A 20,522-nucleotide genomic window follows, 5' to 3' on the forward strand; every position below is an offset into this window, starting at 1 on the left:
TTGCTCGATTGCTCACTTTCGTACTTTGTTTAGTATACTCGAATCAGAAAGATGTGGAGCAGCCTATATTTGGGTACGGAGAAGCATTTAATAAACTTTTTGATTTACAAAGTTTGTAAAATATTCTATACTGATGTTATCTTACCAATGAAGGTGAATTGTGATGATTCCGCCATTTTCTCTTTTGCAACGCTATCCTCGAGAAGCCATGCTGTTTCTCACCGCCAGCTTTATCAATGCGGCCGGCAGTGCATTTATGTGGCCTTTAACTACCTTGTACGTACATACGATACTCGGACGCACGATGACAGAGGCAGGCTTTGTACTCATGCTCCAATCTATTGCCGGAATTTTCGGCCAGTTCGTTGGCGGTTCGCTTTTTCACCGTCTGGGGGCCAAGCGTCTGATCGTCGGCGCCTTGTTCCTGCAAGGTCTTTTTCAGCTTTCCATCCCACTGACACAGAGCTGGCCTGTGTATCTGGGAATCATGATGTGCCTGGGCTTTACGTATAATTTGTCTGCGCCCGCGATCCAGGCATTTATCGGTTTCCGCTGGAAAGAACAGCGACGAGAGATCTTTAATATCGTCTATGTAGGAAACAATATGGGCATGGCGATCGGAACGGCGTTGGCAGGCTTGATTGCGACATTTTCGTTTCAGCTGACCTTTTTTATCAATGGCGTGAGCACCTTGCTGTTCGGCCTGTTCTTCTTCCTGATCATGAAGCATATATCCCATGAGGATCTCGTTGGCAAGGATCATGAACGAGCAGCCAAACGTACCGGCGCTGAAACCCTGCAGCTTCTGCTCAATTTCCGCGTATATTTGTTTATGGCGCTTGGCGGAGGATTTATTTTCTTTTCCACAACGGTGTGGAATACAGGGGTCGCGCCTTATCTGACCAGCCAGGGCATGCCATTGTCTGCTTACAGCTGGCTGTGGACCGTAAACGGGATTATCATTTTTGCCGGTCAACCTCTGATTTCTTGGGTCAAACGTCTAATGCGGCAAAATTTGTCTACACAGCTCGTCGCAAGCGCGGTCGCGTACGGTTGCGGCTTTGCCTTCATGCTCTGCTTGCACGATAGCTATGCTGCCTTTATTACGGGCATGGTGATTACGACCTTCGGCGAAATGCTGATCGCCCCCACCATCCCCACTTTTATTTCCGAACGGACGGGAGAGATGGCTCCCTTTTACCTCGGGGTGGTCGGCTCGATTACGGCAGTGGGGCGCTTGCTGGGGCCGCTTGCCTTGGGTTATGTATACGATCAAGGCGGGGTCGAGTCAAGCTTGTTGATCTCTACCATCGTATCGTTTACAGCCGTTCTTCTCTGCGTGCTTCACGCGTCTTTGCAGCGGGATCGGCAGAAAATAATGGAGGGATGAAAATGAGCGAACTGAATGCCTTGTTTCGCAAGCGAATTGGCCTGCCGGAGAACAGCCCAGTCACTTTTGAAAATTTGGATGAAGTCCTGGAACGAACAGCTATGGCCATCCCTTTTGAAAACCTGAGCGTCATCCAACAAAACGGCGCTGGCATCTCCGAAGATCGACTCGTCTCCAAGATCCTGCAGCAAAATCAAGGCGGGCTGTGCTATGAGTTAAATCCGTTGCTGTATCTGTTCTTGAAGGAAAACGGGCTCGATGTTGTCCTGACAAACGGAGTTGTGTACCAGAATGAAACACAGGAATATCAAAGGCTGGGAAGAACCCATGTCGCCATTCTGCTTCGTCACGCGGGAAACACGTATTTGCTTGATACGGGCTTCGGAGGAAATCTGCCATTAAAGCCTGTCCCTTTAACCGGTGATATCATCCGCTCCGGCAATGGGGAATTCCGCGTCAGAAAAGAGAAAAGCGAGCATGGCGAGCATGTCCTTGAGTTGAAGCTGAAGCACAAGGATACAGATTGGAGAATCGGCTACGCATTTGATTCCCGGATTGAACTGCCCGATTTGTCAGCCTGTGATCAGGTTCAGCAGATCATTGCCGAGCATCCTGAATCCCCTTTTAACAAAACACCGCTCATCACTAAATTGACTGAGACAGGCAGCCTCACCTTGACCAACCATTCGTTTACACGATGGGAAAATGGGAATATGACAAAAGAAGACGTCGAGAGCGAAAGATTCCCCGAGCTGGCAAAGAAGCTGTTCTCGATCTCGTTGCCGTAAAGGCCTTATCCAACGTGAAAGGCGCCCTTCCTAGGAAGAGCGCCTTTTTCTTATTTACCTGATCTTATTCGCTGTACTTGTCGTATGCGCTGGTCAGCAAATTGGCGATCGATTGCAGATCATTGTTTTCGATCTGATGACGTTCGATCATCGTCATGATTTTGCCGTCTTTCATGATGGCAAAGGAAGGGGAAGACGGCGCATAGCCTTCAAAATACTCGCGGGCTTTCGCTGTCGCTTCCTTGTCTTGTCCTGCAAAAACGGTATAGAGGTGATCTGGTTTTTTCGGGTGGTTCAGCGAATGGACCACGGCTGGTCGAGCCAAACCTGCGGCACAGCCACAGACGGAGTTTACGACGACCAGGGTCAGACCTTTTTGGTTTGGCAAGGTTTGTTCTACTTCTTCAGCGGTGCGAAGCTCTTGAAAACCGTTGTGAGTCAGTTCATCACGCATCGGCTGGATTACTTGGCTCATGTATGCTTCATAAGACATCATCGGGCAGTCTCTCCTTTATTCTCATTTCCGTTATCTTTATTATAACCCCTTCATTCCCATAGGAGAATGAGGAAGTGTGTTGCGCTACACTTCCATCAAAATGGTAAGGATCATCGGGTTGCGACCCGTTTTTTCATAGATGAACGGCTTGATCACTTCGTTGATTTGCGACTTCAGCTCGGACCATTCCTTGATCTTCTTCTCCAATGCTTCCTGCAAGCGTTGGCGAACCAAAGCAGTCGCTTCCTGGATCAGCGATTCGGAGCCGCGCACGTAAACGAAGCCGCGGCTGACGATATCGGGACCCGTCAGGATCTTGAAGTTCTTCATGTCGAGGCTGACGACGACCACCATCAGGCCATCCTCGGCCAAATGCTTGCGGTCGCGCAGGACAATGTTCCCGACGTCCCCAATGCCGCTGCCGTCAATCAGGACGATGCCAGCCGACACCTTGCTGAGCCATGCCTTCTCCCGGCTGCAGTTCAGGACATCTCCATTGTCCATGATGAAGATATTGCTCTCCTCGATACCCACCTGCTGCGCCAGCTTGGAGTGGGTCTTGAGCATTCTGTACTCCCCGTGAATCGGGATGAAGTAGCGCGGACGGATGAAGTTGAGCATCAGCTTCAGCTCTTCGCTGCTGCCGTGGCCCGAAGCGTGAATGTCAAAAGCATGGCTCAAGACAACATTGGCTCCTGCACGGTACAGCTTGTCAATCGTTCGGCTCACATTGACCGTATTCCCCGGAATCGGAGACGCGGAGATGATGACTGTATCCTCTGGATAGATGGAGACCGTCCGGTGCGAGCCCGAAGCGATCCGCGTGAGGGCTGCCATCGGCTCTCCCTGACTGCCGGTGCAGATAATCAGAACCTGGTTGTCTGCGTAATTGTCGATATGCTTGATATCGATCAGCATGCCCTCCGGCATCTGGATATAGCCCAGCTCTTGTCCAATCAAAAAAACCTTTTCCATGCTGCGGCCGATCACCGCTACCTTGCGATTGCATTCCTGAGCAGCATCGACGACTTGTTGCAGACGATGTACGTTGGAAGCAAAGGTAGCCAAAATGATCCGTCCGCGCGCTTTTTGCACGACATCCAGGATGCCTTCGCCTACGGTGCGTTCAGATGCGGTAAAACCAGGCCGCTCGCTGTTGGTACTATCCGAAAGCAGCGCCAATACGTCCCCGCTTGCACCGATACGGGCAATTTTCCCGTACTCGGTCGTATGTCCCACAGGCGTCATGTCGAACTTGAAGTCTCCCGTATGGATGACCATGCCCTCCGGCGTATGCACGACAATACCGAACGAATCCGGGATGCTGTGATTGGTGCGGAAGAAAGACGCCTTCAGCTTACCAAAAGGAATCTCGGTGTCTTCCGAAATCGGAATCAGCGTCACGTCGTTTTGCATGCGGTGCTCTTCCAGCTTCGCCTTGACCAAGCCCAGGGTAAGACGACCGCCGTAGATCGGCACCTTGATTTGCTTCATGACATAAGGAATCGCCCCAATGTGATCCTCATGTCCGTGCGTCAGCAACAAGGCTTTGATTTTATGCTGATTGGAGACCAGATAGGAGACGTCAGGAATGACCAGATCGATCCCGAACATCTCGTTCTCCGGAAATTTTACTCCACAATCAATGATGATGATTTCATCCTCGTACTCGACGCAATACATGTTTTTTCCGATCTCGCCGAGTCCGCCCATCGCAAAAATCTTAACGTCACTCAAACTCTTTCCTCCTAGCATCATCGTGCATGATTTTGGGAACCCGAACCAAGCATGCCATTTCTATTGTATCACAACGGACGTCATTCGTTTCATCTAGCTTTGCCAATCGTTGGCGATTCCCTACCTTTGGTTTGGGCTTTTTTTGTGTGGTTGTTGATCGAACTGTGGTGGAGAGGAGGAAAAAGAAGAAAACACTCCAGGCCGGTTGGGATCTTTGCTGGGGGTCATTCCTGGCCGCCTCCCACTCCAAAGGCGGAACCGCGGCCAAAAGCAGCCGATTCGAAGAAGCGGTTTCAAGGTTGTCCGCTAAAAGCGTGTTCCGCCTTTTCCGTTCCGGCTGAGTCAAGATCCCAAAAGCCTTGCGCTTTTTTCTTCTTTTTCCTCAGCCAGCTCCACGTCTCCCCAACCTTACCTTTAAAATGATTAAAAAAACGCCCTCATGCTCTCGCTTCACCAAGCAATCGCAAGTGGGCGCTTTGTTATTTTGCCAAGATGGCCATCTCTTTCATCATCAAATCCATATCCATATCCGCTGCCATGCCGTATGCCTGGCGCATGTTGCCGTCTGCATCGACGAGGAACATGCGGGCTGTATGGGTAATCGAATAGCCAGTCGGTGAATTCTCGTCCGGGAGCTTCATGACACCCATGCCGAAATCTTTGGTGACCGCCTCGATCGCCTTGTCGTCGCCGCGCAGGAACTTCCAGCCGCTCTGGTCTGCATGGAATTTCTCGGCGTACGCCTGCAGCACTTCCGCAGTATCGAACTCCGGATCGAACGTGATGGTGACGAACTCTACCTTGTCGCCGAACAGATTCTTTTCCTTGAGCTGCTCTTGCAGTTGGGACATATTGTAGGTCGTGGCCGGACAAATATCCGGGCAATTGGTAAAGATGAACTCGACCAGACGCACTTTTCCCGTACTTTCCGAGAAGGTATATTTCGTGCCGTCGATATTTTCCAGGGTAAAATCATTCAAAGCCTTGATGACCGGGATCTGGGATTTTTGCATGTACGGATACCCGATCACCACGACGATCGCCAGAATCAAAATGCCTGCCAATACGGGAAACCAGTGCTTTTTCACCGATGCTTCCTGTTGCTTTCCTTCACTCACACGAACTTCCTCCCCATGCTATTCCCCGGGCTTCTCTCTACCCGAACATGAAATCGTCGGGCTGCCCGTTCTAGGATTCCTCTTTTTCTCCTGGCCAAGCGAGCATCCCGCCGACCATATTGGCCACATCAAAACCCAAATTCTGCAGGTATTCCGTCGCATGATGGCTGCGCGCGCCACTGCGGCATACCATCACGACTGGTGTGCTTTTGTCCAGCTCATCGACACGTTGCGGCAAGAAGCCGAGCGGGATCAGTTTTGCCTGTTTGATATGGCCTGCGTTCCACTCATCCACTTCACGCACATCAATCACTTGCACAGGTTCTTCTGCTTCCAGCTTTTGCAGCAATTCCTCAGGTGTAATCTCTTTTACTTGGTCGCTCATCGGGACCCTCCTATATATGATGATTCATCGTCTTTTTTTCCCCATCATCATATCATAAGCTCCCTTCATTTTCTAACGGGACGACCCATCTAGTATCTACCTATTATGAAGCGTACCACAAAGCATACTGAGAAACCCTTCACATCATCAAAGCGTTTGTGAACGAGTGTAGGCTAAAGAGTTACAAATTGAAGGCAGAGCTCTCTCTGCTTTTGTTAAACCCACAAAAGCCACTCTGATAACTTACATTTCCGCCATTGACAGAAGAATAGCAATTCCATACAATTGTGATAACAATCAGAAAAAAGTTGTTTTCATCAAGAGTGGTGGAGGGACAGGCCCGATGAAACCCGGCAACCTGCATGTCAAGTGCGAGGTGCCAATTCCTGCAGAATCCAATCTGTTGATTCTGGGAGATGAATGTACGCATACGGCATGTCCGGAGCCTTCTTCTTCCCAGGAGAAGGCTCCGTTTTTTATTTCATTTACTCACAGAAAAAAGGAGAGATAATCATGTCCGATCAACAACAGTGGAAACCAGAAACCCTCGCGATCCATGGAGGACAGGAGGTAGACCCGACCACAGGCTCCAGAGCCGTCCCGATCTACCAGACCAGCTCGTATGTATTCCGCGATACGGAGCATGCGGCAAACCTGTTCGCACTCAAGGAATTGGGGAACATCTACACCCGGATCATGAACCCGACGCAAGATGCTTTCGAGAAGCGTGTCGCCCTGTTGGAAGGCGGCGTTGGGGCACTGGCGACCTCATCCGGTCAGGCAGCGATCACCTTCTCTATTCTCAATATCGCCCAGGCCGGGGATGAAATCGTCGCCTCCAGCAGCCTGTACGGCGGGACGTACAATCTGTTCGCCCATACCTTGCCTCGTTTGGGGATCAAGGTACACTTCGTGGATCAATCCAACCCCGAGAACTTCCGCGAATTTATCAATGACAAAACCAAAGCCGTCTTCGTCGAGACGATCGGCAATCCGCGCATCAACGTGGCAGATCTCGAAGCGATCTCCGCAGTCGCGCATGAAAACGGCATTCCGCTGATCGTAGACAACACGTTCGCATCGCCGATTCTCTGCCGGCCCTTCGACCACGGAGCCGATATCGTCGTCCACTCCACGACGAAATTCATCGGCGGACACGGGACTGCGATCGGCGGCATTATCGTCGACTCCGGCAAATTCAACTGGGACAACGGCAAATTCCCGGGACTGACGACGCCAGATCCGAGCTATCATGGCGTGGTGTACAGCGAAGCGCTCGGACCGCTCGCATATATCCTCAAAGCACGCGTGCAGCTGCAGCGCGATATCGGAGCGGCCGTCGCCCCATTCAACTCCTTTTTGTTCTTGCAGGGCCTGGAGACGCTGCATCTGCGCATGGAGCGACACAGCCAAAACGCGCTGGCAGTTGCCCGCTTCCTGGAAAACCATCCAGAAGTGGAGTGGGTCAACTACCCCGGTCTGGAAACCAACACCGAGTACCAGTTGGCGAAAAAATACCTGCCAAAAGGTGCTGGCGCCATCCTCACCTTCGGCATTCGCGGCGGCGTGAAGGAAGGGCAGAAGCTGATTGAGTCCGTGAAGCTGTTCTCCCACCTCGCCAATGTAGGTGATTCCAAGTCGCTGATCATTCACCCTGCCAGCACGACGCACCAGCAATTAAATGAAGCAGAGCAAATCGCAGCGGGCGTCTCCCCGGGAATGGTTCGCTTGTCTGTCGGAACCGAAGCGATCGAGGATATCATCGGCGATTTGGAGCAAGCCTTGCAAAAAGTTATTGCGGTCAGCCAAGCCTAGCATATCGCTGCATAGCAAAAACCACTCTGAGCGAGTGGTTTTTTGCGTTCCTGATCCTTATCGGCCTTGGCCTGCTGTTTGCTTCCCTTCCAGGTTGAATTTGAGGCTGACGCTGTCGCCTTGGAAGCGATTTTGATCTTTTCCGTCATCCTCGAATTTAATACCGATGTAGATTTCTTCGTTTACACCTGGTTTCAGATGCTGCCATCTAGTACCCCAGCTTGAGATATCCAATTGTCCGCCGTCTTTCAATTGCTTGAGTGTTTTACCGTTCAGCGGGCTGAGGATGACGCGATCATCGAAAGGAATCGATTTATTGTCGCTAGAGAGGAAGTATACCTTCAGATTTTTTGCAAAATCATCATCGTCGAGCTGATCTTCGCCCACATCCACAATGGTGTACTCCAGACCCATCAAGAGCTTGTCAACATCCAATGTTCCTTCATTTTTGATCTTGAACGTTCTCTCCATCCAGTCACCAGGTTTCAGGTTGTTCACATCAAACACTGCGGAAGCCGGTGTCGCCCCAATCTTCAAAGTACCTGCGGCAAACGTGTTGTTATCGATGGATGTCGTAGCGTTGAAGTATGCGAATGTTCCCCCGCCGATCAGAGCTGCACCCAGCCCTACAGATGCCAGCGTCATCGCAAATTGTTTTTTCAAGTTCATGTTCAATTCCTCCCAGGTATATGTGATCTTTTCTTTCTTGGTCTAATCGTACTGTTTTTGCGAAAAACGGACTTCCTGCATGGGAATGAAAAAGAACGCCTGCCTGGTTGATTGACTCTCCCCCTGCGTGGTCCTCCCCCCTCATACCAGAGGATGAAGGGGATTCAACCCGGTGATGTGATGATTCGCAAACAAAACGGTCATGACCGTTGTCCCCCGATGACAGGCGAAAACGGTCATGACCATTTTTGAGGATCTTTGAATTAGCGGCTTTCGTTAACAGGCGCATCTGCTTCTTTTAACATACGGAATAGCTTCCACACCTGGCTGACGATCAGATAGACACCCGGTACTACCAAGAAAACAAGCATTCCTACCTGTGAGCGGATAAACTCCACAAGATATCCAAGCAAAGGAACCCAATATTGTACCTCCCCGATGACCCGATCCTTGCTTACCGGATTGTAGTCATTGCCGTCGTTGGCGTCTCCTTTTGTTACCAATTGGCTATCTTTTATCTCCACGACACGATGTGTGACCGTTCTTCCATCCAGATCCTTGAATGTGATGATATCTCCTTGTTTGATCTGTTCGAAGGAAACGGGTTTGACTGCTACGATGCTTCCCGTCTGGAATGTCGGGGCCATCGAACCGCTCAGGACGACCATCAGCTCGTTGTCAAACAACATCGTTTTCCCGCCGTTCATCTTGCCAACAAACAAAAATACGCACAATGCGATAATCAAGGTAAACAGAATGGTGGCAGCAACGGACAAGACTTTTTTGACGATTGCCATCGGGCATCCTCCTTTTTCAATGTGGCTGAACGTTATCCCTCTGTCTGCGGCGTTGGTGTTTCTGGCGCTGGAGCTGGCGTCCCTGTCGGCTCTGCTGGTTGGGAAGGATACGGGGACGATGAATCCGGTGCCCCCGGCTGTTGGGATGGGGTCTCTGCGGGCAGTTCCGTAATGTCGGTTGGCTTCCGATAGGTTGTCACCAGTGTCACTGGAATCGTACAGGTGTAAAATCCCCCGAGAGCAGTAATCTGGATCTCGCCTTTTTCCACCCTGTTATCGAACTCAATCTCCTGCCGATCGTGGGCAATCCGGAAAACAATTCCATCCTCCGCATCCGTTCGCTCCACCTTGAGCACATCCGCGATCTCTCCCGTCACAGAAATGTTCTCCACGTCCAGGTCAAAATCGGGGCGTTGCGGGATAAACGTCAGTTCCGCTGTCCCTTCCACAATCGTCAGCGTTTCCCTTGTATCCTCAGAAACGCTGCCGTCTGCTTGTGTCTTGCGCACGACACGTACCTTCTTGACCACACGCGATGTCATCTGGATTTGGGAGGTGTCCGTCATGAAAACATCTTCATTGGATCCTGTGGAAAGGGAATACATCTGTTTTTTCTCACTGGTTAAAAAAGAAAGTGTTTGGTCTAACGGGACTGCGTTGCCTAAAAGACTGACTGCGATCAATGCCATGGCCAGCTTTTTCACTTTCTCACCCCTATTCGGCGTAGATCGCGTCGGATGTTGCTTGCTTTGCAAGAAAACGGATTTCCACTTCCCCGCGAAGGGATTGATACTGATGATCCACACCCTCACGCGGCAGATACACTGTTATCAAAAAGCTTTTATCCCCCTCATCCGCCAAAAACAAGCCTTCTGTCTCATGCCTGAGATTGGGACCGAACTCGGCCGGCTTGAGATCACGCACCAGTCCGTCGTACAGCTCTTCTTTCCCCTGCAAAATCCTCATACGCAGCACTTCCTCCAGCTTTTGCGCTGCCTCAGGCTGTTCGCGATTGGTGACACTCGCTACGATTTTATAGAAGAAGTCCAGATCGCTATCTCCACGCGACAAAGTTGCCTGCAACTGTCTGGCGTCCCCCGGGAGCATCCGTGCCAAATCCACAGTGTGATTGCCCCCCTCAAGCACCTTCCATTCATCTCCGAAGCGGCTTTTCGTAATATCCAGCAACCCCACAACAAACTGCTGACTCGAATCCCTCACTTGATGCCACATCCAGCTATACGTAGCCGATGGATGGACATACAGGGAAAAGGTAAGGCCCATCAGAAACAACCCGACCATCGCCTGATCCCATAGCGTGATTTCTCTTTTCCTGCGGGCCCTGCATCGCCCGGCTTCCCTACTCGTACGAATTGTTTTCCAGGAAGATGTCCGCCTTGTGCAAATGAAGAGCCAATTTTCTCTTGCCGTCCTTCTCTGTCTCGATCTCCTTGAAGCCGTCAATGCCATCACCTACCCGGACTCCATCGCTCATCACGGCGAACTTGTTCACTTTGACGAAATCGTTGTCGACGATTTGCACTTGTGTTTCTTGATCATTGTCAATGACAACGGCGTGATTTGCACCGACAAACCGGTTATTCACGATCATCGCAGCCTTGATTGTCTGATCCAGCACGATCGCCTGTTCAGCTCCTTCAAAACGGCTGTCCTTGACGGTTAAGCCTGTATATGTGCTTGTATCTCCATCCTCGTGCCCGTCCTTCGCAGTCTTGATTGCTTCGTTAAATCCAATGAACGTACACCTCGAAAAACTGACATTGGACCCCACCAGCAAGCCTGTCCCAGCTCCTTCAAACCTGATCCCTTCAAAGGCGGAGTCGCTCACTTCCAGATCTCCGGCTTCGATGATGACCTTACCTTCCTGACCGGGTGCAGCCTGCCACGTAATCTGTTCGGGCAAGTCCATACCGCTCAGATCATAGGTTCCAGCCCCCAGAATAAACGTCATTCTTTTTGCCGAGGCGCCGTCCTCTCCCGCAATCTTGTTCGCCATCTTCATGGTCTCGATCAGTTGGCTCCCGCTTAAATCCTCCGGTGTGAAGGTCATCACAGGCCCTCTTTGGGCAAAATATTCCGTATTCTCCTGCTGGGTAGCGAGAAAGCCAAAGTTGACCTCAGTCGATTTTTGCTGCACTTCATTTCCCGTGCTTTCCGGCAAGTAGACCGTGAAACGCAATTCGTCCTGGCCTCCTTGGGGAAGTTCCGGTATCACGATATTGGCTTGGGTCAGGCTTTTGACCCGTCCCAGGTAGAGCAGAGTATCTTCAGCCTCCCGCCGAATCTCCACCATCAATTGATCATAAACAATCTCGTCGCCATCCGCCTTTTCTGCGAGCAACGCGTATTTCACCGGGACGTCGCTGTCATTTTCAATGGTAAGGCTCTTTTCAAAACGCACACCAGGCATAAAGGGAGTTTGATCCTCTGCTTCAAAGCGGGCTTTTGTCTCCCCCAGCCGAATTTCCAGCTTTCCCGCAGCAAAAGCCGCCGTGTCATCCACTTGGCTGGTAAAGTATGCATAAGTCCCAAAACTGGTGCTAGCCGCAATCGAGGAAAGAACGGCTGTGCCCAATACAATGCGCTTCCATGGCCAGTTTTTAATCTGTTCCCACTTCATGACATGCCTCCCTTATTTTCACGGTAGTATCCGAACTATTCTGTTGCCTTGTCACGGGCTTTCGTTGCGAACAGAAGAGCCAGGCAGCGAAAGCAGCAAGCAACCCCGCCATCACCAGCGGCTCCTTACTAAATTGTTGAAGTGCCGCTGCATACGGGATGGTGAAAACCACCTTGCCCACGAGACGGTCCGGATCTGTCCATCCTCCGTCCAACTCGATATTGGCGTCACCTTTGGTTTGCAGGTAGCCGTTGTCCAGACTCTGGATGACGCGATGGGTAATCAGGGAACGCGTCTGCTCATCTCTCCAATACGTGACGATATCACCTACACGCGGCTCCTCACCAGCCCCATATCGCGTGACGATGACCATATCACCCGCGTCGATCTGCGGGGCCATGCTGCCGGTCAACACAGAAAGCATGCGCCAATCTCCATATCCCGGGATGCGGTCTTCGTTCAAGCGGCTGGTACTGTATAGAAACAGATTCAGAACAATCATCATCACGACCAGTCCCAGTCCAGTCCTTTTTACCCAGATCTTCGCCACTCCGCTCACCTCTTCGTTCTATTTTACGGCGGAAGAGAGCAGCTTATCTTCCGCCACCGGAGGGACTCCGTCGGCTGAAAAGGCGGAAGATTTCCAGCGGCCAGGATGACTGCTCATCATACTCAAGGATGAGGGCGGGAACGACAAAAGCTGCCCTTGTAACAAGGACAGCTTTTGTCTCGGCTTTCGTCTATCTGACCTTTGTTGGAGCGTTGGAGACTTTCGTCGGAGAGTGCAACTGTACGGCTTGTGCAAAGGCACGTACGACTCTCTCATCAAAACCCCGGCCTGCCATCATCCAGATCTCCTGAAATGCATCTTCCACGGTAGCGGTCTCCCGGTAGGGGCGCGGAGTCGTCATGGCGAGATAGCATTCGATAATGCCCAAAATCTGCGCCAACAAAGGGATTTCCTCACCCTTGTGTTCATTCGGGTATCCCTTGCCATCATAGCGCTCATGATGATCCTGCAACGCCTGCACGACCCGGGCAAAGCTTTGGTCGTCGCCGAACACCTCCCTGCCGATGTAGCAATGCTCCTGAATAATCCGATGTTCGTAGGCAGTCAGCTTTTCCCCTGATTCAAACACATAATCCGGCCATTTGATCCGGCTTACATAATGCAGGAGCGAAAGCAGCTTGATCTCCCAATCGTAAACCTGCTCCAGCGGAAATTCCCTGACCATGCGCCGCATCAGCCTGCTCATCTGCTCAATTTCTTTGCTGCTCCTTTGCGTCTTCCTCTCGACAATCGGAACCAGTGTATTCAGAAGCGAGATGGCATTCTCTCTCTTACGTTCTTCAAAGCTTTTCCCTGATTCATTCAACAGCTTTTGCAGGGTGAACAAGCTCACCCAGGAACCGATCGCGCTACCTGCAAGTAGTGTGGCCGAAAACAGCAAGTCCACCATTTCGCGTTGCCCCAAGACATGGAAAAAGACATAGATGACGCTACTCGTCGCCCCCCATATCAAAAGCAAAATTCTGTTGAAAAAAAAGCTCAAAAAGATTTGGTATAACAATAATAACGTCCAGATTTGGGAAACCTGCAGGGGATTGTACAAGCAAAAAAACAGCAGCAAGGACAAGCCAAGAAAAGCAGATACGTGATGGGTCTTACTATGATCCAACACATACCGTCTGTGCAGGACAAACATCGTCCAACTGATTGCAGTGCAGACGAACACTCCCGCTATGCCAGCCCACGGCTTGATCAGGATCCCGGCAAATTGAAACACGATTGTCAGGCATGCATTCGCACTTACCAGTACAGAGGTCCAGAAAAACATGGCGTCAGCCAATCGGTTGATGTGATTTCGTTTTCTTTTCCTCAGGATCATGAACATTCCCCTTTCCCTCCGTTGTGAATCTTAACGGGGTACTTTTACGATCCCTTTTTTCAAGGCATACAGAACAGCCTGTGAGCGATTCGGCTGTCCGGTTTTGCGCAAAATGCTGCTGACATGCGTTTTCACGGTAGCTTCGGAAATGTAGAGACGCTCGGCAATCTCCTGGTTGCTCAAATTTTCCACGATCAGTTGAAAAATCTCTTGCTCACGCTCCGTGAAGGCGATCGTTTCCTCGTCCCGCCTTCTGCGCTGCAGTTTGGACTGGAAGCAGGAGTAGCCCATCATTACCATATCCATGGTGTGCAGGATCTGCTCCGGTACGGTGTCTTTCATGATGTATCCGTCCACATGGGATTCCAGTGCGCGAAACACATCCTCGCTCTCATCAAATGCGGTCAGGATCAGTACCTTGAGATCTGGAATCTGTTCCTTCAGCATCTTGCAACTGTCGATGATCGAGATCCCGGGCATTTTCAAATCGGATACAATCAAATCAGGCTTTATAGTCAATGCTTTGGCCAAAAGCTCATCACCCGTACTCGCTTCGCCAATTACGGTATAACGAGGGTTGCTTTCCAATATCATCTTGAGCCCTTCCCGAACGATACGATGATCATCTGCGATCAGCATTCTGACTTTATCCATACATTTCTACGCCCTTCCTGGGTATGATTGCCAGCAGCTCTGTCCCTTCGTCTACATTCGCCGTGATATAAAGTGTTCCGCCTACCTGCGAAATCCTCTCTTTCATGCCGATGACTCCGTAATTTTGTTCGCTCGACTTTTCTTCCGGAACAAAACCGATCCCGTCATCTCTCACTTTGACTTTCCATTGTATCGAGGACACCTCCACGCTAACTGCCAAGGATCGGGCCCGGGCATGCTTGATGACATTGGCCGTGGCTTCCTCCACCATGCGGTATATTGCATCCAATACAGGAAGGGCCTCACCGGCCACGCTTCCCTTTGAGGAGAAACGAACCTCCAGATCTGTTCCCGCTGTCAGCCTTCTTACCAATTGTTCGATAGCTTCCGCGATTGGCTCCGAATCCCGCAACACGCGCAGATGGGTAATGGTATGGCGCACTTCACCATGACACCACTTGATCCGGTCTTCGATTTGGTCAAGCCTTTCCGCCACAGATTCTTTAGCCTCATCAGGCAAAGCATTTTTTAGCTGAAAGAGTTGGGCTGATAAAAAAAACAACTGCTGGGCCAACCCGTCATGCATGTCCTGGGCCAGTTTTTTCCGCATCTCCTCGTGCAATGATTGGGCCATTTCATAGTGGACACGATTTTGCTTGATTTGTTGGCAGACCACGATGGCAATCATCCGCAGCAGCAGCTGATCGAGCTGATGAAAGGTCCGATTGGGAGCAATCAAAAAAATCAGGCACCCCCACGCCTCCTGATCCAGCCGAAGCGGCATGCACGCATACGTATCTGACCGCCCCGTCATATCCTCCCATTCTTCAATCCTGAAGCCTCTCCATTCCTGGGCTCCCACATCCAGCAGGGTATTCAGAAAAAATTCCCTTTTCCAGTTGCCCTCCTCCTCATGCCCTTGATACAAGCAGAGATAGGCTAGCTCCGTGCGAAACACCTTCTGCACCAATTTTTCCGTAGAACTGCACAGGTCAGGAATGGGAGTGGAAGCAGTATTCCTCATAAAAAGATAGACCTGATAGCCTCGCGAATACACGGCTTTTATCGCCCGCAGAAGCACCAGCCACCAAAACGCCAAGCTTGTCCAGATCAGGATGGAGAGGAGTAGATGCAAATGGTCTAACTGTGACTGTTCAAGTACCATGTTGCCTGGGAACCAAATCGCGGAGAAAAAGATGACAGACGAGGAGACAAGGGATACCAGAATGACCTGTTTGAGTGATAAAACCACCATCAGCATAAAAAGGGAAGTGAAGGCGTAAAGCAGCAACGGGCTATGCCAATTGCCTGTCTGAACGATCAGGAACAGTGCAAAGCACATATCGACCAAGCCAAGCAGCAGCCAAAGCCGATTGGGAAGAGCAAAGCAAAGCAGGGCAATATAAAGCCCACAGAAGGTGAGGTATCCAGTGGCAAAATCGGGATTCCCCGCGGGTGATTCCATGTAGAAATAGAAAAAAGCGACTAACAAAATCCACTGAATGAGATAGACAACAAATCGGACTTCTTTCAGTAATTGATTCACAAATGAAACCTCACTTGTAGAAATCGTACAAAATCAAGAAAAAAGACTTAGTTCTATCGTAATGTATTTTGGCAAATCATTACAATCGATAATAATGTCGAAATGGACTGGAAGATGGTGATGTTCTTCGACATTATTCGAGAGATTTGAGTTTGACATACAGAAAACGATTCTTATCAACGCCCGATGTGGTTCGAATCCTATCCTTTCGAGACAAATAGGGCTTTCCTGCAAGTGTTCTGCTTGCGGAAAAGCCCCTTTTCATTGCCCTGCGAAATGATTCTGTTCCCTCAACCGCTCCAGAATACGACGCTTGCGGTACAGCATCATCCCCGCCTCTGCCACATCCTTCACAGTAGAACGATTCAGATAGGCCCCGAACAGGATTCCGGCTATCGGCACCATCTGAAACAGTTTTTTCCAACCGAAGTTTTCCGTGTACGTCACCACAACCTCCCGCCAGCCCTGCAACTGCGCGATCACGTCTTTTTGCGCGTTGGGCTCGTCAAAGCGGGACAGCTCCGCTAAAATGGCTTTCTTCCCTACGATATCAGACGAGGCAAACTGCAAGCATTTCACCACAAACAGCCGCTCCTTCTTCTCGTGCGGACGATACCCGTAGCAAAGCGCAATCTCTTGCAGGATTTTGAGCGAGGTCCCGAGCAGCAAAGGGATGTCCAGAGCCAGCGTAAAAATACCGCCAATCCCAGTCGTCGCTCCTTGCACGGCTGCGAAGGTTGCTCTCGACTCTCGCAGCTCCATCGCCACCTCGTTCATCATCGCAAGCGGTGCTGCCGCGATCTCCTCTCCCCCGATGTCAGCGGGCTTCTTAGGATGCAGCCGCTGGCGAAACCTTTGATAGATGGGCTCCGCCTGTACCAGGTAGGTTCCTCCCGTTTCCAGAAAAGCGGTCATTTCGTCCACTGCCGTCCCTAGCTTTTCTCTCACGAAAGCGGGCGTGATGCGATCCAAAAGGACAAATGGAAGCCTCCCGAGCTTCTCCCAGAACCACAAATCGTTCTGATCGCGCTCCCAAGCCTCCACTTCCTTCAATGCCTGTAGCAACGTCTCTCTCGATTCCATCCGTTGCAGCTCCCCCCCTGGATTTCCCGCACTTTGTATCTGTTCATAGGATGCCCCGTTTCAAATGTTTCAACTTGGATTTGCGCATAGAGGAAATAGGCACGGAACAAAAGGAGGATTTTGTTCTATAAATACAGAATTATACATTCGATCTTTTTAGAACTATCCAGTTCATCCTTACGAAAAGAGTGATTCGATGAAACGCTTGAACATGGGCAGAAGCCGTACGACGTATCAAGTAGAGCTGCATCATTCTCCACTTTTTGAAGCAGCGCTGGGAATCGCAGCCGCAACCTATGACGACATCCATCCCACTTTGGAGCAGCCGCCTGCCTACTGGCAGCAGATGTTGGCCGATCTCCCCCCTGATGTCAGGTCGGAAGCTTCCTATGCAAAAGAGTACAACACTTGGAAAACCCTGCTGCAACTGCTGCACGCGCAACATTTTGCCGATCTGGAAGCGTTTCTGGATTTTCTCCAACAGCTAAGCGCAGAGGAGTTGCGCTACCTGGCCTTGCCTTTTCTCGGGGACGAGCTTCAGTCTGCTCGACGCAGAGCAGCGGCAGGCAGCGAAGAGGATATCTTCGCCTTGATCCAGGCTTGTCAGGGGCATCTCTTTTTCCCTGCCTACATCTCGCACGTAACCGCGGCAGATCCGGAAGAACTGCGCAAGCATTTGAGCGTGCTGATGAATGGCTGGTATCTGACTCATGTAAAACCGCGCGAGGCGGAGATCACACGCATGCTCGAGCGCGACCGGGCACAAAAAGAGTCCTTGTTGGGAAAATGGTCGGCAGAAGAGCTTGTCGCTTATGCTACAGACGGCGATTATCCTCCGGAGCCTGCCGTGACTCGCGTATTGCTCATCCCTCAAGCCATCTACCGCCCCTGGACCGTGCAAGCCGACAAAGAAGCGACAAAGATCTTCTATTACCCGGTAGCCGAGCAGCATCTGTTCGAGCAGGCTGATCCCTATCGTCCACCGCAATCGCTCGTACAAATGATGAAGGCGCTGGGCGACGAGCATCGGCTTCGTCTGGTCAAAATCCTGGCCGGGCAGGAAAAGAGCCTGCAGGAATTGACGGAGCAGCTGCAGCTCGGCAAATCAACGGTACACCATCATCTGTCCATGCTGCGCTCCGCACATCTGGTAGAAACGGCCGGGACAAAGTACAGATTGCGCAAACCCACCCTGGACAGGCTTTCTCTGCTGATGGAACAATTTATAGATAGCCCCGGATCGGGGGAGGAACACTCTTGACGACTCCGCCGCTTCTGCGTCAACGCCCTTTTCTATCGATCCTGCTGGGACAACTCGTCTCCGAGCTGGGTGCCGCACTGGGGACTTTGGCTACTAGCTGGCTAATCTTTCAAGCGACTGGCTCTTACACGGCGGTAGGCGGACTCTGGCTGCTCTACTTTTTGCCTTCCTTGGTGCTGCAATTGATCGCAGGTCCTTACCTGGATCGCTGGGAGAAAAAACGCGTCCTGGTATTTTGCCAGTGGATGCGCGGCGGGGCCTTTTGCCTCTCCTTCGCCGTTCTGATTCTGTGGCCTGAGGTACAATGGCCTTTTTATCTCACTTCTCTGGTCAATGGACTGATCCAGCCTCTCTATGTGCCGGCCAGTCAGTCCCTGCTGCCATCCATCGTGAAAAAAGAGGAGCTGGTCAGTGCCAATGCCACCCTTGATGGTGTGCTGCGCATGGCGATGATCGGCGGACCGGTACTGGGAGGCGCGATTGTCGTCGCTTTGGAGGGCACTTGGGTATTGGCATTGGTCGCGATGAGCTTTTGGATCAGCGGACTTCTTTTGCTGTACAGCCCCATCCAATCAGGAGAGAAAAAGGTGGAGAAGCAGCCGTGGATCACGATGTTTCTCGCCGGCCTGCACGTGTTTCGGGAACAGCCGCTGTTGCTGTGGCTGGGTGTTTTTCTGGCTGTCGTCCAATTTGCTGTGGGGATCACTCTGGTCTTGACCATCCCCTACGTGGTCGACGAGCTGTCCGGCACTTCGCTGCATGTAGGGTTGTTCCAGGCCGGTTTTCCGCTTGGGTATTTGCTCGGAGCTCTGCTCGTACCGCCATTCTCTGCCCGATACGCGCAAAAGCATGTCCTTATGCTGGGCTCTATCGCCATCGGAGGCGCAACCTTTGTCGCACTTGGCCTCGTCCAGCACGTCTGGGTCGCCATCGCAATCGAGGTTATCGCCGGGATTGCCGCCCCCTTTTTCCACGTACACAGCACCAGTCTGTATCAGCGCTCAGTCCCGCCTGATCTGATGGGGCGCGTCTTATCCGTCAGGCTTTTGATCATGCGCCTGACCATGCCGCTAGGGGTCTGGCTGGGCGGTCAGTTAGGAGAGTCCCTCGGGATTCGCCCACTGTATATCGGCATGGGCCTATTGATTGTCGCCATCGCCTTGCTCGGCTTGTTCCTGCCTTATTTTCGCGCTATGCAACAGTCTTATCACATTGATAAAAAATTCTAAAATTTGGCAAAAAGAATTCCCTCGTACTGTATAATGAAGGTCGGGTGATCCCCTAGATTCTGAAAATAAAAGGAGCGTTTTTATGCCCCAGTCTTCTTTACACACTCTGCTGGATACCGTTAACCGCGTCATTGTCGGAAAAGACAAACAGATTCGACTGCTGGTTACTGCCCTTCTCGCCCGCGGCCATGTCTTGCTGGAGGATCTTCCCGGCATGGGGAAAACGGTGCTTGCGAAAACATTGGCTCAGTCCATCGGCGGTACGTACAACCGCGTACAATTCACTGCCGACCTGCTGCCATCCGATATTGTCGGTCTGCATGTGTTCAACCAGCGCAGCAACGACTTTGAATTGCGCAAAGGACCCGTGTTCGCTGACATTCTGCTGGCCGACGAGATCAACCGCGCGACCCCGCGCACACAATCCGGCCTGTTGGAATGCATGGAGGAACGCCAGGTGTCCATCGAAGGCGTGACGCTGCCGCTCTCTCCTGCCATGCTGGTCATCGCGACACAAAACCCGATCGAATCAGAAGGCACCTACCCATTGCCTGAAGCGCAGCTGGACCGGTTTTTATTCAAAATCTCCCTGGGATACGGCAATCGCGAGGATTCCCGCGAGATCTTGCGCCGCTTCCGCAGTCAATCCCCGCTCGAGGCGATACAGCCTGTCATCTCGGTCGACGAGATCGTCGCCTTGCAGCAGGAAGTAACCAAGGTGCACGTCAGCTCTACGGTGGAAGAGTATGTGATCGACCTGACCGAAGCGACGCGCGACAATCGCTCGATCGAGGTAGGCATCAGCCCCCGCGCCATGCTCGCGCTGGTCCGTTGCGCGCAGGCGTCTGCTTTCCTGGATGGACGGAGCTTTGTTTTGCCCGATGATGTGAAGCACGTCTTCCCGAGCCTGGCTACGCACCGCATCCGTCTCTCGATGGAGGCAGAGCTTCATGTCACGGAGGAGGAAGTCATCGCGGAAATTCTGAAAACAGTCCCGACCCCGGTCGAAGAAAGTGTGTAGGCG

The 20,522-nt window shown here is 51.5% G+C and carries 20 protein-coding genes and 1 riboswitch; of the genes, 6 read left to right on the forward strand and 14 right to left on the reverse strand.

Translation table 11 applies throughout. The annotated features are described in order from the left end of the window. The first annotated feature begins 163 nt into the window (after nt 1–163). Both T458_RS40225 and T458_RS40230 read left to right on the forward strand, forming a co-directional pair. Nucleotides 164–1,390, forward strand: a complete 1,227-nt coding sequence (locus tag T458_RS40225) for an MFS transporter (protein WP_023556706.1) — start codon at nt 164–166, stop codon at nt 1,388–1,390. A gap of 2 nt (nt 1,391–1,392) precedes the next feature. Continuing rightward, nucleotides 1,393–2,178, forward strand: a complete 786-nt coding sequence (locus T458_RS40230) for an arylamine N-acetyltransferase family protein (protein WP_023556707.1) — start codon at nt 1,393–1,395, stop codon at nt 2,176–2,178. A gap of 64 nt (nt 2,179–2,242) precedes the next feature. Here T458_RS40230 and T458_RS40235 read toward each other — a convergent pair whose 3' ends face one another. The 4 genes from T458_RS40235 to T458_RS40255 form a co-directional block, all read right to left on the reverse strand. Beyond that, entirely contained in the window at nt 2,243–2,674 is a 432-nt protein-coding gene (locus tag T458_RS40235) for a BrxA/BrxB family bacilliredoxin (RefSeq protein WP_023556708.1), read from the reverse strand. 84 nt (nt 2,675–2,758) lie between these two features. Next, a complete protein-coding gene (gene rnjA / locus T458_RS40240; protein ID WP_023556709.1) occupies nt 2,759–4,429 on the reverse strand; it encodes a ribonuclease J1 in 1,671 nt (556 codons plus the stop codon). Nucleotides 4,430–4,890: 461 nt separating this feature from the next. Beyond that, entirely contained in the window at nt 4,891–5,529 is a 639-nt protein-coding gene (locus tag T458_RS40250) for an SCO family protein (protein WP_023556711.1), read from the reverse strand. Nucleotides 5,530–5,599: 70 nt separating this feature from the next. Next, nucleotides 5,600–5,914 carry a rhodanese-like domain-containing protein gene (locus T458_RS40255; RefSeq protein WP_023556712.1) on the reverse strand — a complete coding sequence of 105 codons (315 nt, stop codon included), beginning with the start codon at nt 5,912–5,914 and terminating at the stop codon, nt 5,600–5,602. A gap of 311 nt (nt 5,915–6,225) precedes the next feature. Beyond that, a riboswitch (SAM riboswitch) is annotated at nt 6,226–6,337 on the forward strand. 90 nt (nt 6,338–6,427) lie between these two features. Here T458_RS40255 and T458_RS40260 point away from each other — a divergent pair. Then, complete coding sequence (locus T458_RS40260; protein ID WP_023556714.1) at nt 6,428–7,729, forward strand: homocysteine synthase; 1,302 nt, start codon at nt 6,428–6,430, stop codon at nt 7,727–7,729. 57 nt (nt 7,730–7,786) lie between these two features. Here T458_RS40260 and T458_RS40265 read toward each other — a convergent pair whose 3' ends face one another. The 10 genes from T458_RS40265 to T458_RS40305 all read right to left on the reverse strand — a co-directional run bounded on the left by T458_RS40265 (nt 7,787) and on the right by T458_RS40305 (nt 17,008). Continuing rightward, nucleotides 7,787–8,398 (reverse strand): TasA family protein, encoded by a 612-nt coding sequence (locus T458_RS40265; protein WP_023556715.1) that lies wholly within the window; start codon nt 8,396–8,398, stop codon nt 7,787–7,789. Nucleotides 8,399–8,661: 263 nt separating this feature from the next. Then, nucleotides 8,662–9,195 carry a signal peptidase I gene (locus tag T458_RS40270; RefSeq protein ID WP_023556716.1) on the reverse strand — a complete coding sequence of 178 codons (534 nt, stop codon included), beginning with the start codon at nt 9,193–9,195 and terminating at the stop codon, nt 8,662–8,664. 32 nt (nt 9,196–9,227) lie between these two features. Next, entirely contained in the window at nt 9,228–9,899 is a 672-nt protein-coding gene (locus tag T458_RS40275; RefSeq protein WP_023556717.1) for a hypothetical protein, read from the reverse strand. 10 nt (nt 9,900–9,909) lie between these two features. Continuing rightward, entirely contained in the window at nt 9,910–10,497 is a 588-nt protein-coding gene (locus T458_RS40280; RefSeq protein WP_023556718.1) for a hypothetical protein, read from the reverse strand. A gap of 58 nt (nt 10,498–10,555) precedes the next feature. Beyond that, nucleotides 10,556–11,836, reverse strand: a complete 1,281-nt coding sequence (locus tag T458_RS40285; protein WP_023556719.1) for a hypothetical protein — start codon at nt 11,834–11,836, stop codon at nt 10,556–10,558. Further along, complete coding sequence (locus T458_RS56055) at nt 11,817–12,386, reverse strand: signal peptidase I (protein ID WP_023556720.1); 570 nt, start codon at nt 12,384–12,386, stop codon at nt 11,817–11,819. The genes T458_RS40285 and T458_RS56055 overlap by 20 nt, the downstream gene beginning before the upstream one ends. 190 nt (nt 12,387–12,576) lie before the next feature. Then, nucleotides 12,577–13,725 (reverse strand): HD-GYP domain-containing protein, encoded by a 1,149-nt coding sequence (locus T458_RS40290; RefSeq protein WP_171819365.1) that lies wholly within the window; start codon nt 13,723–13,725, stop codon nt 12,577–12,579. A 30-nt stretch (nt 13,726–13,755) separates the two neighbouring features. Then, nucleotides 13,756–14,379 (reverse strand): response regulator, encoded by a 624-nt coding sequence (locus T458_RS40295; RefSeq protein ID WP_023556722.1) that lies wholly within the window; start codon nt 14,377–14,379, stop codon nt 13,756–13,758. Further along, complete coding sequence (locus tag T458_RS40300) at nt 14,372–15,925, reverse strand: sensor histidine kinase (RefSeq protein ID WP_023556723.1); 1,554 nt, start codon at nt 15,923–15,925, stop codon at nt 14,372–14,374. The genes T458_RS40295 and T458_RS40300 overlap by 8 nt, the downstream gene beginning before the upstream one ends. A 261-nt stretch (nt 15,926–16,186) precedes the next feature. After that, nucleotides 16,187–17,008, reverse strand: coding sequence for an EcsC family protein (locus T458_RS40305; protein ID WP_023556724.1), 822 nt, complete (start codon nt 17,006–17,008; stop codon nt 16,187–16,189). A 196-nt stretch (nt 17,009–17,204) separates the two neighbouring features. Between T458_RS40305 and T458_RS40310 the strand changes: the two genes are divergently transcribed. The 3 genes from T458_RS40310 (at nt 17,205) to T458_RS40320 (ending at nt 20,519) form a co-directional block, all read left to right on the forward strand. After that, nucleotides 17,205–18,269 (forward strand): ArsR/SmtB family transcription factor, encoded by a 1,065-nt coding sequence (locus tag T458_RS40310; RefSeq protein ID WP_023556725.1) that lies wholly within the window; start codon nt 17,205–17,207, stop codon nt 18,267–18,269. Continuing rightward, complete coding sequence (locus T458_RS40315) at nt 18,266–19,498, forward strand: MFS transporter (protein WP_023556726.1); 1,233 nt, start codon at nt 18,266–18,268, stop codon at nt 19,496–19,498. Before T458_RS40310 ends, T458_RS40315 begins: the two co-directional genes overlap by 4 nt. Before the next feature lie 82 nt (nt 19,499–19,580). Beyond that, a complete protein-coding gene (locus T458_RS40320) occupies nt 19,581–20,519 on the forward strand; it encodes an AAA family ATPase (RefSeq protein ID WP_023556727.1) in 939 nt (312 codons plus the stop codon). Nucleotides 20,520–20,522 lie beyond the last annotated feature (3 nt).

This window comes from Brevibacillus panacihumi W25 (assembly GCF_000503775.1).
GTDB classification, from domain to species: domain Bacteria; phylum Bacillota; class Bacilli; order Brevibacillales; family Brevibacillaceae; genus Brevibacillus; species Brevibacillus panacihumi_A.

Excerpts from the sequence above, each read along its gene's own strand:
- T458_RS40265 (WP_023556715.1), bottom strand. The coding sequence starts at position 8,398 with ATGAACTTGAAAAAACAATTTGCGATGACGCTGGCATCTGTAGGGCTG.
- T458_RS40310 (WP_023556725.1), top strand. The coding sequence starts at position 17,205 with ATGAAACGCTTGAACATGGGCAGAAGCCGTACGACGTATCAAGTAGAG.
- T458_RS40270 (WP_023556716.1), bottom strand. The coding sequence starts at position 9,195 with ATGGCAATCGTCAAAAAAGTCTTGTCCGTTGCTGCCACCATTCTGTTT.
- T458_RS40320 (WP_023556727.1), top strand. The coding sequence starts at position 19,581 with ATGCCCCAGTCTTCTTTACACACTCTGCTGGATACCGTTAACCGCGTC.
- T458_RS40235 (WP_023556708.1), bottom strand. The coding sequence starts at position 2,674 with ATGATGTCTTATGAAGCATACATGAGCCAAGTAATCCAGCCGATGCGT.
- T458_RS40255 (WP_023556712.1), bottom strand. The coding sequence starts at position 5,914 with ATGAGCGACCAAGTAAAAGAGATTACACCTGAGGAATTGCTGCAAAAG.
- T458_RS40295 (WP_023556722.1), bottom strand. The coding sequence starts at position 14,379 with ATGGATAAAGTCAGAATGCTGATCGCAGATGATCATCGTATCGTTCGG.
- T458_RS40305 (WP_023556724.1), bottom strand. The coding sequence starts at position 17,008 with ATGGAATCGAGAGAGACGTTGCTACAGGCATTGAAGGAAGTGGAGGCT.
- T458_RS40225 (WP_023556706.1), top strand. The coding sequence starts at position 164 with ATGATTCCGCCATTTTCTCTTTTGCAACGCTATCCTCGAGAAGCCATG.
- T458_RS40285 (WP_023556719.1), bottom strand. The coding sequence starts at position 11,836 with ATGAAGTGGGAACAGATTAAAAACTGGCCATGGAAGCGCATTGTATTG.
- T458_RS40290 (WP_171819365.1), bottom strand. The coding sequence starts at position 13,725 with ATGATCCTGAGGAAAAGAAAACGAAATCACATCAACCGATTGGCTGAC.
- T458_RS40280 (WP_023556718.1), bottom strand. The coding sequence starts at position 10,497 with ATGGTCGGGTTGTTTCTGATGGGCCTTACCTTTTCCCTGTATGTCCAT.
- T458_RS40260 (WP_023556714.1), top strand. The coding sequence starts at position 6,428 with ATGTCCGATCAACAACAGTGGAAACCAGAAACCCTCGCGATCCATGGA.
- rnjA (WP_023556709.1), bottom strand. The coding sequence starts at position 4,429 with ATGCTAGGAGGAAAGAGTTTGAGTGACGTTAAGATTTTTGCGATGGGC.
- T458_RS40230 (WP_023556707.1), top strand. The coding sequence starts at position 1,393 with ATGAGCGAACTGAATGCCTTGTTTCGCAAGCGAATTGGCCTGCCGGAG.